Raw genomic sequence first — 17,558 nt, 5'->3', positions numbered from 1 at the left:
GGAAAATAATATTATGAGAATAATAGTAATATCAGTAAGAGAAGATAGCCTAGTATATGACATTGCAAATGAAAGAGTAAAGGAAATTGCGACTACAACTGAATAATAATATTTTAGTCCATCTTTAATGATGGGCTTTTTTAATGTAAAGAAGGTGATAAAATATGCATTTTAATGTGAATCTCAAACAAATCCAAAGAGAGTATAATATAACCCTCCATAAAGTTAACAAAGAAATTCTAGGTGAAATTCCAATAGAATTTATAGATAGTTTAACTCGTAGCATTGATGGTACAGATGAAATTCAATTTACCATACCAAAATTTATAACAAATCGCTTTTCATTCCAAAAAATAATAAATCCATTGTATTATGAAGTAAGTAATGAACGATTTATATGTGTAGATAATAAAGAGTATTTTGTAATAAAAGAAATAAAAGAAGATGGATATAAAAATAAAGTTATTAGAGCAACATCAGCAGAAGTTAAACTGGGTAAGATAAATTTAAATATTGAAGATATGGGACTACAATTATTTACAGAAGATAAGGATGCTGGAATAATTAGTCTTAATAATTATATGAAAGAAGAAACTGGATGGACTTTAGGCAATGTAGATGACTCAATAGGTTATGAAACTACTGATACTGGAGAAAAAAGAGAAAAGGTAAGGTGGCAAGAAAGTGTAGATAGTAATTGGCATGACTTTTTAATTAATGATATTAAAGAAGAATTTGGATGTGTTGTTCAATTTGATACATATAATAAGAGAGTTCATTTATATGATGTAGATAGCTTTGGAGACAATATAGAATTAGTATTATCTTATGATAACTATATAAAATCACATGAAAAGACTAGAAATTCAGATGAAATAGTCACTAGAATGACATTGGTTGGAAATGAAGAGATGGACATCATTGGAGCTACTGTAACAGGATATAAATATATTGAAAACTACTCTTATTTTTTAGAAAATGGTGAAATGAGTAAAGACTTAGTGACTGCAATACTTAAGTATAATGAGATGATTAAATTAAGAGAAGTTGAGTGGTTAAAATTAATAGATGAAAAGAATAAAAAGAATAAAGAATTACGAGACAATAAAAATAAACTCCAAATAATCTATTCTACCATCAATGCACTATATAGTATTAAAAAGACATATGAGACAAATAAAGATACTGCTAATGCTGCCAAAGTAGCGTCAGATATAACTAAGAATAATGATGAAAAAGTAATACTTGAAGTAACTATAAAAAATTTAGAACAACAAGTACTGGAATTAGAAGATAGTATAAAACAAATAAACATATTGTGTAAGAGAGAAACCGCGACTAATGAAAATGGACAATTAATTTTTAATGAAATATTACTAGAAGAATTAAAAGAATTTATTTATTGTGATACTTATACGAATGATTCATTTTTGGAGGTTGAAGACTTAATTGAAACAGGAAAAAGAGAGCTAGAGCTTAAGTGTAGACCAACAGTGGATTGGACAATAGACTCTGTAAACTTTTTAAATAGAATTATTAATATGGAGTTTAGACAACATTGGAATGGGTCATTAAGTGTGGGTGACATAATTATATTCTATGATAGAGCAGAAGGCGCTGAGGACATAATATATTTTGTTGGATATACACAAAACTTTAAAGATGGAAGTTTAAATTTGGATTTATCTAATAAGAAATTAAAGGAAGATAATACAAGAACTATTTCTGATTATTTAACTAAATCAAAACATACTATGGATTCAGTTAATAAGAAAAAGTACTTACTCAATAGACAAAAATTCAATAGAATGAATGTCCCAGAAAGTGTGGTGTCCTAATGGCAATATATGATAATAGTTATACACTAAGTTATATAAGAATAACAGGATGTATAGTGACTTATAATGAAGAGGTTTATACTGTACAAAATGAATCAACAAATAGAAAGTATATATACTGGAACGCAAACAACCCTTATAAACTTGAGACTTCTAATTTAATGTTAGATAGAAGTAACACAAGATTTTTAATAGTTATAAATGATAATGGAATTCATACTGAGGTACCTAATGAAAGTGACATATTTAGTATAAATTATGATGGAGATTCTCAAAAAAACATAGAGAAAGAGATCTATGCTTTATATGAAACAGATAAAGAACTTGGAGATAGATTTATTTCTGTTGAAAAAGATTTAGATGGAATACGACAAACAGTTGGAGATGTAAAAGAATATACTAGTTATATTAAAGAGAATATTTCAGTTATAGATCAAAAATCAGATAACATAAATATATTTGTAAAGGAAGCAACTAAAAATTTTAATGACTCTAAGGAGCTTAGTAAATTAAGAGAAGATACAAATAACCTTATAATTAAGCTTAATTCTGATTTAGGATTATTTAATTCTAATATTAATGAATATTTTAGAGATGATGAAATTACAGATATTGAAAAGGCTCAAATATCTACACAAATAAGTTTATTAGACACAGATAAATATAATTTATACATTCAAATACAAAAAATAATTGATAGGTGTCAATCAAATAGTGATAGTACAAGTATTGCTGCAATTAACAGTTCTAAAACAGCTTTAGACAATGCACATAATAATCTTAAAACAATAATCAATTCAGTTATATCTGATAATATAATCACTCCTTCAGATGTAATTCTAGTTACAAATGGATTTGCAAAGTATAATTTAAGGGTTAATGAACTAAAAAATACCCTTGATGGAGTATTCCTTAAAGGCATGGGAGGAAGTGTTTCAGAAGAATTTGCACAAATAAATGTAAAAGCTAATGAAATAGCTTTAAGTGTAAAAAAGCTTGATACTAATGTTGGAGAAATGAGTTCTGAGATTAAGTTAATGGCAGGAGAAATTGCTTCAAAGGTTTCAGAAGGTGATATTTCTTCAATTATAAGGCAATCACCTACAGATATAAGAATTGGATTTAATAAGATAGCCGATTCTGTTGTTATAAATTCTAGTGGTTTAACAGTAAATCAAGGAGCTATAGCATGCGATATATTAACTACTCCGTCTGGTCATGAACCAATAATACGATTATTCGGGAGTAGCAAGTCTGGATTTGCAATAGATGCAAGAAAATCTGATGGTGCTAGTCAAGCATCAGCTATAAGATTAAAATATGATAGCAATAATTATTTTTTTGTTGGAAGTGGAAGTGCTGCTATATATATAAATGCATATGAGAATTATAAATTTGGTTCAAATAATGCTAAATTTGGAGCAAATAAAATAGATGTTGGAGATGACGGATATACAAGAATGGATTTAACAGGAGGAAATTTTCGTCTTTATACTTCTGAAGACTGGGATGATGACAATGGAATAGTAATCTGGAAAAAAGGTGCCATTTCTTTTATGATAAATGGAGAAGAAAGACAACACTTTTCTAGAAATGGTTCTAAATCTGGAGCAATAGAAATAAATGGTACAACATTTGGTATGTCTCCAGTTGACAGTCCTAAACTTTTAATTGAAGATGTTTTATTTGATATAGATATCGAGGAAACTGGTACAATAATAAAATTAAATAGTATCTTTTCTCAGAGTATATTAAATTTTGCAGTATTTAGTTCTAATAGCAATTGTAAAATCATTGAAAAAGGAAGTGACTATTTTAAAGTTCAAGGCTATACAGGTAAATGTGATTTTAGAATAATAGGAAAAAGAATAGGATATGAACATACATATTATAAAATAATGGGTGGTGAAGAGCAAAATGGCAATTGGAAAGAGTAAGTTATTAGCAACAGGTCAACAAGTTTATTATTGGAGAATATCAACTGTAAATATCTCTTATAGTAACAACATGGCTCAAATTAAAATAGCAGGATATATTTCAGAAGATGCAAGAAGAAATGGTTTAGATGCGGTTGAGTATGAAAACATATCTGTTATGGATGATAATTTTGATACTTATTTTGGAATTAATATATTGGATGAAATAGGTAAAAATCCACTTGAGTCTGGGTACAATTACTTAAAAGAAAATATAGATAAATTTAAAGAATCTTTGGATATATAAGGAGGAGAACAAAATGGAAGTAAATATACAAAATGCATACATGATAGCTATAGAAGAAATAAAGAGTTTACATAGTGATCTTATATTACATAAAGCTTTAAATGTACAACATCAAGAGGACATAAATAAATTAAAGACAAAATTAGAAGAGTTAAAGCAAGAAAAAAATAAAAATCAATAGGATGTGATACTTTGAGAAGTTATGAAATAAAAAATTATCCTTTAGTATTAGATTTTAGTAACTATAGAATAAATAAAAGTCTAGTAGATTCATTTATTTATGATGAAAATGATACAAACACAGCAGTAATAACAGTGGAACTTAAAAATAATGATAAATCAATTGATTTATCAGTTTATGATTACATAACTCTAAACATAAAAAAAAATGATGGAACAACAATTGATCAACAATGTAAGATCATAGATGAATCTAAAGGAATAGTAGAAATAATATTTTCAAAACAAGCACTATTATGTTCAGGTCTACACTCATTTCAAATAGCACTAATAAATGAAGAAAGTCAGATATTCTCTCCAAAAGTTTTCTATAGAGTAGAAGAAGGCGTTTTAAATGATAGTGATATAGTAAGTTCAGATGAATACTCAGTTTTGATGATTCTTATATCTCAATATAAAGATAGTTTAAAAGAACTGAAAGATTTAAAAATAAAAATAGAAAATCTTGAAATTACTATACTTAAAAATGAAGAATTAAGAGACTTAGCAGAACAAGAAAGAGTAGCCTCAGAAATTATTAGAAAAGATCAAGAAATTACTCGTCAAAATCAAGAAACAGAGAGACAAAAATCTATACAAGAAATGGAATCAGAAATTGATGATAAAATTACTGACATTCAATATCAATTTGATGAAAAATCCCAACAAATAACTGATGATATCAATGAAACTAAAGAAAATTTAATTGAAGATATAACAAATACTAAATATAATATAAATCAAGACATATTGACAACTAAAACTGATTTAATTAATTCAGTTAATTCTACCAAAGAAACTCTAATTACAGAAGTAACAACAGTCAAGACTGACTTAACAAATTCATTTAATGAAACCAGAGATAATGTAATTGCTGATATTTCAACAACTAAAACTGATTTAATAAACTCAATTAATTCTACTAAAGAAACTTTAACTACAGAAGTTACAACAGCCAAAACTGACTTAATTAATTCTGTAAATACATCTAAAGATACTATGGAAAATAAAGTACAAGAAGCCATAGATGCGATTCCACCAAAAGACGAGTTGAAGGGTAAAGATGGACTTGGCTTAGAGATAAAAGGTAGTGTAGATACTGTAGATCAGTTACCAACAGACCCAACTATAAGCGATACCTATTTCGTTGGTTATGATCTATATATATATGATGGTGCTGAATGGAAAATAATAAAAGATTTAAGAGTTAAAGGAGATAAGGGTGATACTGGTTTAACAGGAAAAAGTATAGAGTTTATATGGGATAATACTCAGTTAGGTATTCGTCAAGAAGGATCAACTGAATATGTATATGTAAATTTAAAAGGAGATACTGGAGAACAAGGATTATCTCCATATGATTTAGCAAAGTTAAATGGATTTGAAGGTACAGAATTAGAATGGTTAAATTCATTAAAAGGATTAAACGGATTTACACCAACAATTGGAGGAAATGGTAATTGGTTTATTAATAATGTTGATACAGGACAATCCTCAATTGGGTTAAAAGGCGATCAGGGAGATAAAGGTGATATTGGTATCACAGGAAAATCAGCTTATGACGTTGCTATAGAAAATGGATTTGAGGGAACAAAAGATGAATGGTTATTATCCTTAAAAGGAGATGAAGGAGATACTCCATTAATAGGTGAAAATGGAAATTGGTTCATAAAGGGAGAAGATACTGGTAAACAATCAAAAGGTGATAAGGGAGATATAGGAAGTGGTTTAGAAATAAAAGGATCTTTTGACACCATAAATGAATTACCATCAGAAGGAATAATTGGAGATGCTTATCTGGTACAACAGCACTTATATGTTTGGGACAAGATAAAGAAATGGGTGGATTGTGGTATAATTCAAGGCCCCCCTGGTAAAGATGGAGCTTCTACTTGGGATGACATATTAGACAAGCCAGAAACATTTAATCCTACAAATCATACACACTTAATGAGTGATATAACAGGATTAAAATTGGATGCAGATACTGTCACATATAACAATAAAATTAGTAATTTAAATTCCATAAATGTTCAAAAAGCAATTGATGAATTAAAAGGGATTGTAGATAGTAAATCTGATTCTATTATGTATACCAAAATTATTGAGCAAAATGAATGGAAACAGACAAATGATTTGTACTCAATAGAAATTCCACATAATTTATCTTCTAAAAACTTATTTATTAGTATATTAAACAATGATACTAATATAAATTTGATTTCTTCTTATAAGATAATTGATATAGATACAATTGAGATATACAATGACGAAGCAATTAATGCCACTGTTGTTGTTTTAGGAAATAGCTCTAATGTATCATATATACCAGTAATTGGAGATAATGGAAATTGGTTTATAAACAATGTTGATACAAAAAAAAGTTCTATCGGAATTACTGGTGAAAAAGGTGATAAAGGAGAACAAGGTGATATAGGATTAGCAGGTGATAATGGTAAATCAGCCTATGAAATTGCACTTGAAGATGGATTTGTTGGCTCTAAAGATGAATGGTTACTATCTTTAAAAGGTGATGAAGGTATAACACCGATGATTGGTGAAAATGGTAACTGGTTTCTTGGAAATATTGATACAGGAAAAGTATCAAAGGGTGAAAAAGGTGATGTTGGAACTGGATTACAAATAAAAGGAGCATTTGATACTGTAGAAGAGCTTCCTCAAGAAGGCAATACTGGTGATGCTTACTTAATTCAAAGACACCTACATATATGGGATAATATAAAAAAATGGATAGATTGTGGTGTAATTCAAGGTGAAAAAGGCGAAAGTGGTACATCTAACTGGGAAGATATATTAAATAAACCAAATACATTTAATCCAAGTAAGCATATTCATGTTATGGATGATATAGAAGGGCTAAAGTTAAATGCAGATACTGTTACATATAATAATGAAACAAGTAATTTAAAAGCTATAAATGTACAAAAAGCTATAGATGAATTAAAAAGTGAAATAGACACTAAATCTGAGTTAATGATCTATACTCAAAATATAACATTGGATAATTGGTTAGAAAAAGATGATTTATATTATATAGAAATAAATCATAATCTCTCTTCTGAAAACTTATTTATCAGTATTTTGAATATTGATACCAATATAAACCTAATAACTTCATATAAAGTTATCAATGATAATACTATCAATATATATAATGATACACCTGTTAATGCAAATATTTTAGTAATATCTGATAATATAAATATAAATTACTTGCCAACTATAGGTGAGAATGGTAACTGGTTTATAAATAGTACTGATACAGGTAAAAGTTCTTTAGGTACAACAGGTTCTAAAGGAGAAGCTGGTAAATCAGCATATGAAGTTGCAATTGAAAGTGGATTTACTGGTACAAAAGAAGAATGGATAATTTCCTTGAAAGGTGATAAAGGCGATTCTGGAACATCTAATTGGAATGATATTAATGGAAAACCCAATTCTTTTAACCCATCTTCTCATAATCATGGCTGTTCATCTAGTAAATCTCCAACTAGTGGTTATATAACATTGGGTTCAGATTTAGGCGGATTAATAATAGAATGGACTCAAATTAAATTATCATTTACAGTTGCTGATACAAAAAGAGGAGTAGGAAATTTACCTATAGCATTTCCTACTGCATGTATTGGTTTATATAGTGCTATATCTTCAGAAGGAGATAATGCATACTTTTCTCATGGAGTAGCAAAAGAAAGCGGGCTATCATCCACTAAATTTGGATATCATGTTAAGGCAACTGGCTCAGTAGCTGATATAGAAGGGACACTTACACTATATATACTTGCAATTGGGTATTAAAACTTTATAGTTTCAAGAAGGAGATAAAAAATGAAAAAAATATTTAAGATGGGTTTGAAAAAAGATTTAAAATCATTCAATGGATTTTATATAGAAGATATTCATAAAAATAATATGCCTAAATATTATATAAATATTGCAGAAGATCTTTGGAATTATTTATTAGAGTTAGGTGATTTCAAATTTATAGGGAATTACAAAGAAAAGAAAGATTTATACACTATTCAGGAAAAAGATCACTTTGAAAAAATTATTCCAAATTCTTATGCTGAAAATAATATAGCATTAGAAGATAGAATTTCCGCAATTGAAAAAGCAATGTTGGCTGTATTATTAAAATAATTGATGGGAGGTGAATTAAATGAACTTATTATATAACTTTTTACTTAATATGTGGAAGATTGGTAATATAGATGAAAAATATTTAAATACTATGTCATCTAATAAAATTATCACATCAAAGGAAAGAGATATGATAGTCTCTACATCTAAAATAAATGTTAAAGGAGTAGATAATATTGGATAGTAATAAAATTTTAAGATTACAAGCTGAGGATATAAAATATAATAATGTCATTAGTGGATTAAATTCCACTAATACTAAAGATGCAATAGATGAGTTAAGGAATTTAATAAGACAACCTGACTCTATCTATAGTACAACTTTAGATATTATTTTAAATGACTGGATTTTAAAAGATGGTTTTTATCATAAATCTATAAAACATAACTTAGATTCCAAATGTTTACTAGTAAGTATAGTAGAAAAAGATACAAAAAGTAGTTTATTATGTTCATATAAAATAATAGATAACAATACAATTGAATTATTTAACGAAATTGCTGTTAATGCAACTGTAAATATAGTAGGTATTAATACAGATATAATACCTATTCCAAGTATAGGAGAAAATGGTAACTGGTTTATAAATGGAGAAGATACTGGTAAATCATCTAAAGGAAATAAAGGTGATATTGGAAATGAAGGAAAATCTGCATATGAAACATGGAGAGGTGTATCTGAAAATAAAGATAAAACTGTCCAAGAATTTATAGATAGTCTAAAAGGGATTAAAGGTGATACTGGAATAACACCTTTAATCGGAGAAAATGGTAATTGGTTTATAGGTGAAAATGATACTGGTAAACCATCTAGAGGAGAAATTGGAGATTTAAATGTTAATACAGACTTTAGCGAACTAGAAACTGAAAGTAAAAAAATTCTTGAAGCTATAAATGAAATTAATAAGAAAGCTGGAGATTCTAATGGGAATATAACTGGAGATATAGCTATTGAATTAGCTATATTAAAAAATAACTATACTATACTTCTAAATAAAATGTTAGATTTTTCAATAGAAATGGATTTAGAACAAAACGCTACAATAGATGAAGCTGGATACTGGTATGATACATTAAAAGATAATAAAAATATAATAGCTATGAATGATTTAAAATTAGATACAATAGGGAAATGTATAAGTGGTATTTATGGAAGTGTAACATTCCGAAATATTGAGATTCCTTTTATATCTAATAAACTTAGATATATTCATGAATTAGATAATAACTCAATTGATAGCATCGTTAATCAAACGTATCCTAAAGACTCTACTCAAATTAATTTAGACAAGTACAAATATACTATAAGATAAAGAGGTGGATTTAAAATTGAAAACAATGAAAACTAAATTATATCAACGTGGTAATTATTTTGGAAATAATAATATAAATTTAAAAAAATTTGATAAAACTTATGATTCATTTAATTTTGTAAAGTTTTTTAGTGGAAATCAAAATGTAACATTTGCATTAGATAAGAATAATAATGCTTATGCTTGCGGATATAATGGAATTTATTTATTAGGATTAGGCAAAGACAAAAAGAATGTTAAGATGTTTACTAAAATAAATGTAGATAATGTTAAAATGATTACATGTGGATCACAGCATAGTTTACTATTGACTAATGATGGATTTGTATATGGAGCAGGACTAAACACTAATGGTCAAATTGGAACTGGAGATACTAATTTAAGTAAAGAATATTATGAATTTACTAAATTACCAATAGACAATGTAAAATCTATTGCTTGTAGTGCTTATAATTCTTATGTAGTAACTAATGATAATTTATTATATTCATGTGGAAAAAATAATTTTGGAGAATTAGGATTAGGCGATACTACACAAAAAAATATATTTACTAAAGTTAGTATTGATAATGTTAAAAATGTTTATTCAAAAGATAATTTTACTATTGTATTAAAAAATGATAATACAATATATTCATGTGGTTATAATTATTATGGACAACTAGGATTAGGTGATAATACTAATAGAAATGAATTTACTAAAATTAATATTGATAATATAAAGAAAGTAAGTGTTGGTAATAATCATGTGGGTATATTAACTACAGACAATAAATTATATTTTTCAGGTAAAGGTAATAGTGGAGAATATGGAAATGGAAGTACTACTAATTATTCTGTTTTTACATTGTCTAATCAAACTAATGTTAAAGATATTAATTGCTCAACAAATTTTACATATATTTTAAAAGATAATGGTGATGTTTATACTGCTGGTATGAATAGTAATAATGAATGTATGGTACTTAATAACTATAGTACACAAGGTATTACATCATTTACAAAAATAGCTGCTAATATAAAAGAAGTGTTTTGTTGTTGTAATCATAGTTTTTTAATAGATTCAAATAATAATATATTATTAGGTGGGAAAAATTATTTTGGAGAATTAGGATGTTTTTTTAATGAAAATATAGTATATGGTCCTAAACAATTTAAATTTCATAATACTGATAATATAAAAAATATATTCAAATATAAAGATAAAATAATGTTATCTAAAGATAATTGTGAAATACAACATATAAAATTATCTGATAACTTTCATGATTATAAACAGATACTATTAACTAATAACAACATGTTTATATTGTTGAATAATGGCTCACTTTATGGATGCGGATTAAATACAAGTGGACAATTAGGTTTGGGAGATAAAATAAATAGAAGTTTATTTTGTAAAGTGCCTATAAATAATGTATCAGAAATTTATTCAGATAGGTCAGGAGTAACTACTTTTTTAATTACTACTGACGGAACAGTTTATTCATGTGGTTTAAATAATTATGGTCAACTTGGATTAGGAGATAAATCCAATAGAAATACATTTACTAAAGTTGATAACATTATTAATGTTAAACAAATATGTATAGAAAATAATTATACTTTAATTTTAACTAATGAAGGAAAAGTATTTGGTTGTGGAGAAAACAGTTATACTCTTATTAATCGTACTTCTACATTTTCTAACCAAATGCATAATATAGATAGTGCATCTTATATAGTTCGAAAAATGGCAACTTACAATGATAATATTTATTTTATATTAAATAGCAATGAACTTTATGTAAAAGGCTCTAATAGTTATGGAGAATTGGGTCTAGGAAATAATTCTACTAGATCATCATTTTACAAAGTTCCAAACCTTTATTGGTACAATTCTGCCAGTACTCCTGAAGTAATTGATGTAATTCCAACATATAATGGTTGCATAGCAATAGGTAAGGATAATAGAATGTATACAACTGGAATAAGTTCTTTAACATCATTTAATGGAGCTTCTTATTATCGTTTTGGTAGTCATAGAAAAAATGATACTAGTTCTACAGTCAGTACTTATTATTTTTATGCTGATTATAATAATTATAATACATATGTAGAATCTGTAGGATTCGTTAATAACTATAATTCTTTATTAAAAATAAAAGACTCTTATGCATATTTTGGAAATGTAAATAATACTGGTTACAGTTCACAGACTATAAGTAGTGTTCGTTATGCAATTGGTATAGAAAATTTTGTTTTATATTATACAACATCGAATGAATTAAAATTACTTAATTATACTAAAGATAAAAACTTAGAATTTCCAGAGTCATATCCAGTTAGAAATGTAAAAGAAATTATAAGTAGCGAAAATAATAGTGCAATTATAATAGATACAAATAATAATATATATTGTATTGGACAAAATACTAGTAATAAATTTGGGCTTGGTGATAACTCTGGTCTTCATATAAGACAATTAGTAAATATCACTGACCAATATAATTCTTATATTACTATGGACGAAATAAAAAAAATAGAAGCAAAATTATCAGTAACATTTATATTGAAAAAAGATGGAACAGTATATTCATGTGGTTTCAATGGTTATGGGCAATTAGGTCTCGGTGATACTATAAATAAATATGAATTTACTAAAGTTCCCATTGATAATGTAAAAGATGTTATTACTAGCGGTTCTACTACTTTTATAGTAAAAAATGATAACACAATATATAGTTGTGGATACAACAAATATGGACAATTAGGATTAAATGATACTGTTGATAGAAATATTTTTACTCAAGTTGACATTAAAAATATTAAATCCAATATAAAAAAAATAGTTCTTTCTCAGTTTGATAGCTACTTATTATTTGAAAATGAATTAGCATATGGATGTGGCTATAATTATCATGGAGAACTTGGTTTAGGTGATATAACTCAAAGAAATATATTTACTTTAATTGATACTAATGCAATAAAAGACATTTATTGTGCTAATTATGTATTGGCAATAAAAAGAGATATTGTTAGTAATAGTATTTATATGTGTGGATATAATAATGTAGGTCAATTAGGTGCATCCAATGAAATTCAATATACTACTCTAACTCTGGTAAAAGAAAATATTAGAGATGTATATTTAACTGATTGTAACACATTCTTAATAACGACAAATAATACTTGCTTTGTTTCAGGACAAAATAATTATAAATGCTTAGGGCAAAATATTACTGGAAATATTAAAAGTTTTACAGAATTATCATTACAAAATGTAAATAAAGTTATGTGTAATGATAATGCTACATTATTTTTAACCTTTGACAATATGCTTTATACAGCTGGACATAAAAATTATGGCTCAATGCATGATAATGCAGTTTATAGTAAAATAAAAGAAAATATAAAAGATATATTTTGCACAGCTTCATGTGGATACTGTTTAGATATAAACAATACTTTATATGGAAGTGGTTCAAATTCTTATGGACAATTAAGTCAAGGAAATTCAAACAATTATCAAACTAGTTATGTTCAAGTATCTACAGATGTAAAATCTCTATTTGCTTCTTATGATAGTATTTATATTCAAAAAAATACAAATAATTATGAAGTTTGTGGAAGAAATTACTATGGACAATTAGGAATAGGTAATACATATTATGGTCGTAATAATAATTTAGATAATACAGCTAGCCCTTATATTTATAATGCATTATCATCTACTTTTATAAGTGGGGATATTGTTGATATAAAACAGACATATAATTATATATTAATTAATAATAAAATAATTATTCCTACAGACACAGACATAGACTATTCAAGTATATTTGGTAATACATATATAGGATACAAATACATATCTTTACCTTTTGATAATATAAAAGAAGTATCTTTATCTAAGACTCATGTTATTGTTTTATTAAAAAATGGCGAAGTATATGGTTGTGGCTCTAACGAATATGGGGAACTATTTAAAGAATTAACCATAAAAAGTTATAATGAATTTATCAAGCTAGATATTAGTAATGTCAAACATATCGCATGTGGAAATAATTTCACATTTTATATAGATTCCATAGATAACAAATTAAAATGTATAGGCAAAAATACAAATTATGAATTAGGTATTGGTCATAACGAAACTGTAAATACAATTCAAACTGTAAGCACTATAGAAAATATAAAGAATATTTATATTACAAATAATTATGTTCTTGCTTTATTAGAAAATAATACTTTATATGCACAAGGAGTAAATGTTAATAGTTGTTTTGGATTAGGATTAGATACTATTAATGTTTTATATAAAGTATTTGTTAAGATAGCTGATAATATAAAAATATTAAAACAAATAGATGATAAAAATATATTTTATATTGATAATAACAACAACTTACAAGTTTCTGGTAAAAATAAACCTTCCTTCTATATAGATGATACATTAAATTATATATCTAGTTTTTCAGCAATTCCATTAGATGAAATAGATAATATAGTTGAGATGTTATCCACTGATGATACTTTATATATAATATCAAGAATTTCATCAGAAGATACTAATATAGAATTAGTAGATAAAACATTAAATTCTGTTAGGGTAAATATACAAGACGTAAATAATGATATAACAAAAGTAGAAATGATTATAAATGGAGAATCCATAGAAACACTATCTAAAACAAGTGTTGATTCAATTATATTCAACATTCCAAAAGACAAATTAAAAGTAGGTAGCAATAGAATAATGTTTAAAGCTTATTCTAAATATGAAAATCTATACGATACTATGTTTATATACAAAGAGTCAACAGGTAATGAGAATATTATTGGAAGTTCAGTTTTAATAAACAATAAAATTTATAAAATATCAGATGTTATAAATCAAGATATAGATGATGTCATAATTATATTAGATAGAGGATTAGAAAATGAATTACAATGTGAAGATACCATATCCATATTATTAAACAATATAAAAGTTCAAGTAAGAACAAATAAAACTGGACTTTTTAAAGACACCATATTAAAAGAAATCAAAAAAGTTGACTCTGGATACCAAGAAATCTATGAATTTGAAGAATCAAATATGTCTATGGTACAACCAAAGATAATAGTTGAAAAAGGTGATAAATGGACATCTATAAAAAGACCTTCAATATTACTAAGTTATGATCCATTACAATTCCAAGAAAACTAAACAACAGTAGGAGGTAAGAATGTTAAAAATAGATAAAAGGAAAATATATGATATTAAAAATAAAACAAAAAATGATATTAAATTTAATGATATAAATACAAGTCAAAGAACTCAAGATAATGACATTACGGATTTAATGTTGGCAACTGCTGAAATATGTGAAATGGTACTAGGCAGTCAATCAGAAGCATCTACTATGTCATTAAAAAATATAAAATCAAATGAAGGAGGAAGCAGTATGGCAGCAATTTATGTAGGACTAATAGAAAGAGGTTTAAAAACAATTGACCAAGTACCTGTAAAATACAGAGAAGAAGTAAGAAAAATGTGTGAAGCACTAGAAATTCCATTATCATAGAACTTTAAGAGTTCTTTTTTTATGCTTAAAATAGAGAGTTACTAATGTGACTCTCTAACTTAAAGAAGAAGGTGATGAATTGTTAAATGAAGAAATAATAAAAAAGTTAAAGAATGTACCTAATAGCACTAATGATGAAATTATAAAAGTTAATACAAATATAGATAATACTAAAGGAGAGTTGAATGATAAAATAGGAGATACAACTCTACTTAAAACAACAGATAAAACAAGTCTTGTAAATGCAGTAAATGAGGTAAAAATAAATTTAAATAATATAGAAACTATAGCAGAGAAAATAAGCATAAAAGATACAGATAATTTTTTTTCAAGTGAGGATGTAGAGGGAGCATTAAAAGAACTTTTTCAAAATGTCGATAATGGGAAAAACCTAATTGCTAGTGCCATTACCGACAAGGGTATTAATACTAGCAAAGATGATACTTTTCAAAAAATAGCTGAAAATATAAATAAATTAGTAAAACTTAACCATCCTCCTATATTAAGTAATATAACTGTATCAAATATTAAAGTAGGAGGCTCTTATACACTGAATTATACTTGTACAGATGAAGATAAAGATACATTAATCCATAGACTTAAAATAGGAGATAATGATTTTATTTCTATTAATCCTAGTAATAATGACAATAATTTTACTTATATAGGAAATGGACTAAGTCATAATACCAGCTATACTTGTTACATAGAAGTAAGTGATGGTGATAAAATAGTATTATCTAATCCATTCACAATAACTATACCAAAAGCAGAGATATATGGAGTTAAAATTGATGAAGGTAACAGTAATCCATTAACTTGTGTGACTTACATTGAAAGTTCTCAGGGAGTAATACCTGCCAATTCAACTGGTTATGGAGGATGGTCAAATATATACCCTTTTAAAGATATAAAACCTTGTGGTTTTAAGTCTGGAAAGTTATACAAATATATTAATCCACAAAATTTTTCTAAATATTTAGATGGAAGTGATGTCATTGGAGATGTTGACGTAATGATTGAGTTTCCAAAAATATATTGGAAGTTTACCACAACAACTAATGGTTATGAAATAAGAATATCAGAAGCTAGAATTGATAATAATTATATATGCATGGCTCATACTGTTGGTTCTACTGAAAAAGAAAAAATATATATTGGTGCATATTTAGGATATAATATTGATGGCAAATTAAGAAGTGTTTCTGGCTATACACCTACTGTGTCAAAAACTATTGGAGAATTTAGATTACATGCCCAAGCTAATGGATCTGGGTATCAACAATATAATTATTATTGTATGTTAATGTTACAAATATTATATTTAATAATGTACAAATCTCTTAATAGTCAGTTACAACTTGGGTTTGGATATACTGATGAAACAGAGGAGTATATGACTACAGGAGGAACAAATTATAATGGAATGATTTATGGGTCTAATGGCAAGAAACAAATTAAATTTTTAGGAATAGAGGATTTGTGGGGGAATTATAATCAATGGGTAGATGGGTTTTATAGTGATAATGATTTAAACATGATGATAAGTGATAATTCAATATTTAATGATAAGGGAACTGGATATATAAATCGAGGTCGTGGTGCAAATCAAGAATTAGGTGGTTCTATCAGTAGAGTTCAAGCTACTAATCATTGTGGATTTACAATAAAATCATCTGACAATGGAGCAAGTGATAAATATTATTGTGATGCTGGTGCCTTATTTTCCAATTCTGTACCAATAACAGGAGGATTTAAGGGGATTGGGTCAGTTGCAGGAATTTTTCTTTTCATGGTTAGTTATTCTTCTTCATACTCTGATAATAAATTTACTTCTAGGTTAGTGTACATGTAAAAAATTAGTTATTTTAGCATGAATATATAATTCTAAATGATAAATTTATCTCAGTGATAATATAAAACATATGGTTATTATGTATATTTAAAAATACTATGCAAGATAAAAATTTATTTTAAGAATATTATGATCAAAAAACATTTTACATTATTTATATGTTTGAAAAATATGGATGTAATATAAATGAATTTATTGATACCTTTTAAAATACATAAAAAATATCAATCCTCTGTTAGTAATCCTATAAAGTAAATACAAAATAAATTTAAGGATTATTTAGATTTGATTGTTGAATCTAAATGGGAAAGTTTATAAGAACGGAAATTATATAGAAAGCTAAGATATATTGTCGTAATCAAGAAAGACTTAGTAAGAACTATATTATATAGTTCTTTTT

The 17,558-nt window shown here is 26.4% G+C and carries 11 protein-coding genes; all 11 read left to right on the top strand.

All coding sequences use genetic code 11. The features are described from left to right. Positions 1 to 164: 164 nt before the first annotated feature. The 11 genes from ACTG48_RS21535 to ACTG48_RS21485 all read left to right on the top strand — a co-directional run bounded on the left by ACTG48_RS21535 (position 165) and on the right by ACTG48_RS21485 (position 17,158). Positions 165 to 1,838 carry a hypothetical protein gene (locus ACTG48_RS21535; protein WP_479918838.1) on the top strand — a complete coding sequence of 558 codons (1,674 nt, stop codon included), beginning with the start codon at positions 165 to 167 and terminating at the stop codon, positions 1,836 to 1,838. Next, positions 1,838 to 3,775: a tail fiber domain-containing protein gene (locus ACTG48_RS21530; RefSeq protein WP_479918837.1), complete on the top strand. Its 1,938-nt coding sequence runs from the start codon at positions 1,838 to 1,840 to the stop codon at positions 3,773 to 3,775. Before ACTG48_RS21535 ends, ACTG48_RS21530 begins: the two co-directional genes overlap by 1 nt. Beyond that, a complete protein-coding gene (locus ACTG48_RS21525) occupies positions 3,756 to 4,061 on the top strand; it encodes a hypothetical protein (protein WP_479918836.1) in 306 nt (101 codons plus the stop codon). Before ACTG48_RS21530 ends, ACTG48_RS21525 begins: the two co-directional genes overlap by 20 nt. A 13-nt stretch (positions 4,062 to 4,074) precedes the next feature. Then, positions 4,075 to 4,242 carry a hypothetical protein gene (locus tag ACTG48_RS21520; RefSeq protein WP_479918835.1) on the top strand — a complete coding sequence of 56 codons (168 nt, stop codon included), beginning with the start codon at positions 4,075 to 4,077 and terminating at the stop codon, positions 4,240 to 4,242. Between the two features lie 11 nt (positions 4,243 to 4,253). Continuing rightward, positions 4,254 to 8,099, top strand: coding sequence for a gp53-like domain-containing protein (locus ACTG48_RS21515; protein ID WP_479918834.1), 3,846 nt, complete (start codon positions 4,254 to 4,256; stop codon positions 8,097 to 8,099). A 30-nt stretch (positions 8,100 to 8,129) separates the two neighbouring features. Beyond that, positions 8,130 to 8,441 carry a hypothetical protein gene (locus ACTG48_RS21510; protein WP_479918833.1) on the top strand — a complete coding sequence of 104 codons (312 nt, stop codon included), beginning with the start codon at positions 8,130 to 8,132 and terminating at the stop codon, positions 8,439 to 8,441. A 19-nt stretch (positions 8,442 to 8,460) separates the two neighbouring features. Continuing rightward, on the top strand, positions 8,461 to 8,625 hold the full coding sequence (locus tag ACTG48_RS21505; RefSeq protein WP_167640766.1) for a hypothetical protein: 165 nt from the start codon (positions 8,461 to 8,463) through the stop codon (positions 8,623 to 8,625). Continuing rightward, positions 8,618 to 9,754 (top strand): hypothetical protein, encoded by a 1,137-nt coding sequence (locus tag ACTG48_RS21500; RefSeq protein ID WP_479918832.1) that lies wholly within the window; start codon positions 8,618 to 8,620, stop codon positions 9,752 to 9,754. Before ACTG48_RS21505 ends, ACTG48_RS21500 begins: the two co-directional genes overlap by 8 nt. Before the next feature lie 25 nt (positions 9,755 to 9,779). Next, positions 9,780 to 14,945, top strand: a complete 5,166-nt coding sequence (locus ACTG48_RS21495) for an RCC1 domain-containing protein (protein WP_479918901.1) — start codon at positions 9,780 to 9,782, stop codon at positions 14,943 to 14,945. A 19-nt stretch (positions 14,946 to 14,964) separates the two neighbouring features. Then, positions 14,965 to 15,303 (top strand): CD1375 family protein, encoded by a 339-nt coding sequence (locus ACTG48_RS21490; RefSeq protein ID WP_479918831.1) that lies wholly within the window; start codon positions 14,965 to 14,967, stop codon positions 15,301 to 15,303. A 79-nt stretch (positions 15,304 to 15,382) separates the two neighbouring features. Beyond that, on the top strand, positions 15,383 to 17,158 hold the full coding sequence (locus ACTG48_RS21485; RefSeq protein ID WP_479918830.1) for a hypothetical protein: 1,776 nt from the start codon (positions 15,383 to 15,385) through the stop codon (positions 17,156 to 17,158). Positions 17,159 to 17,558: the final 400 nt, after the last annotated feature.

This window comes from Clostridioides sp. LIBA-6822 (assembly GCF_056688955.1).
This window is presented reverse-complemented; position numbering and strand designations above follow the sequence as displayed.

Excerpts from the sequence above, each read along its gene's own strand:
- ACTG48_RS21535 (WP_479918838.1), top strand. The coding sequence starts at position 165 with ATGCATTTTAATGTGAATCTCAAACAAATCCAAAGAGAGTATAATATA.
- ACTG48_RS21530 (WP_479918837.1), top strand. The coding sequence starts at position 1,838 with ATGGCAATATATGATAATAGTTATACACTAAGTTATATAAGAATAACA.
- ACTG48_RS21525 (WP_479918836.1), top strand. The coding sequence starts at position 3,756 with ATGGCAATTGGAAAGAGTAAGTTATTAGCAACAGGTCAACAAGTTTAT.
- ACTG48_RS21520 (WP_479918835.1), top strand. The coding sequence starts at position 4,075 with ATGGAAGTAAATATACAAAATGCATACATGATAGCTATAGAAGAAATA.
- ACTG48_RS21510 (WP_479918833.1), top strand. The coding sequence starts at position 8,130 with ATGAAAAAAATATTTAAGATGGGTTTGAAAAAAGATTTAAAATCATTC.
- ACTG48_RS21505 (WP_167640766.1), top strand. The coding sequence starts at position 8,461 with ATGAACTTATTATATAACTTTTTACTTAATATGTGGAAGATTGGTAAT.
- ACTG48_RS21495 (WP_479918901.1), top strand. The coding sequence starts at position 9,780 with ATGAAAACTAAATTATATCAACGTGGTAATTATTTTGGAAATAATAAT.
- ACTG48_RS21490 (WP_479918831.1), top strand. The coding sequence starts at position 14,965 with ATGTTAAAAATAGATAAAAGGAAAATATATGATATTAAAAATAAAACA.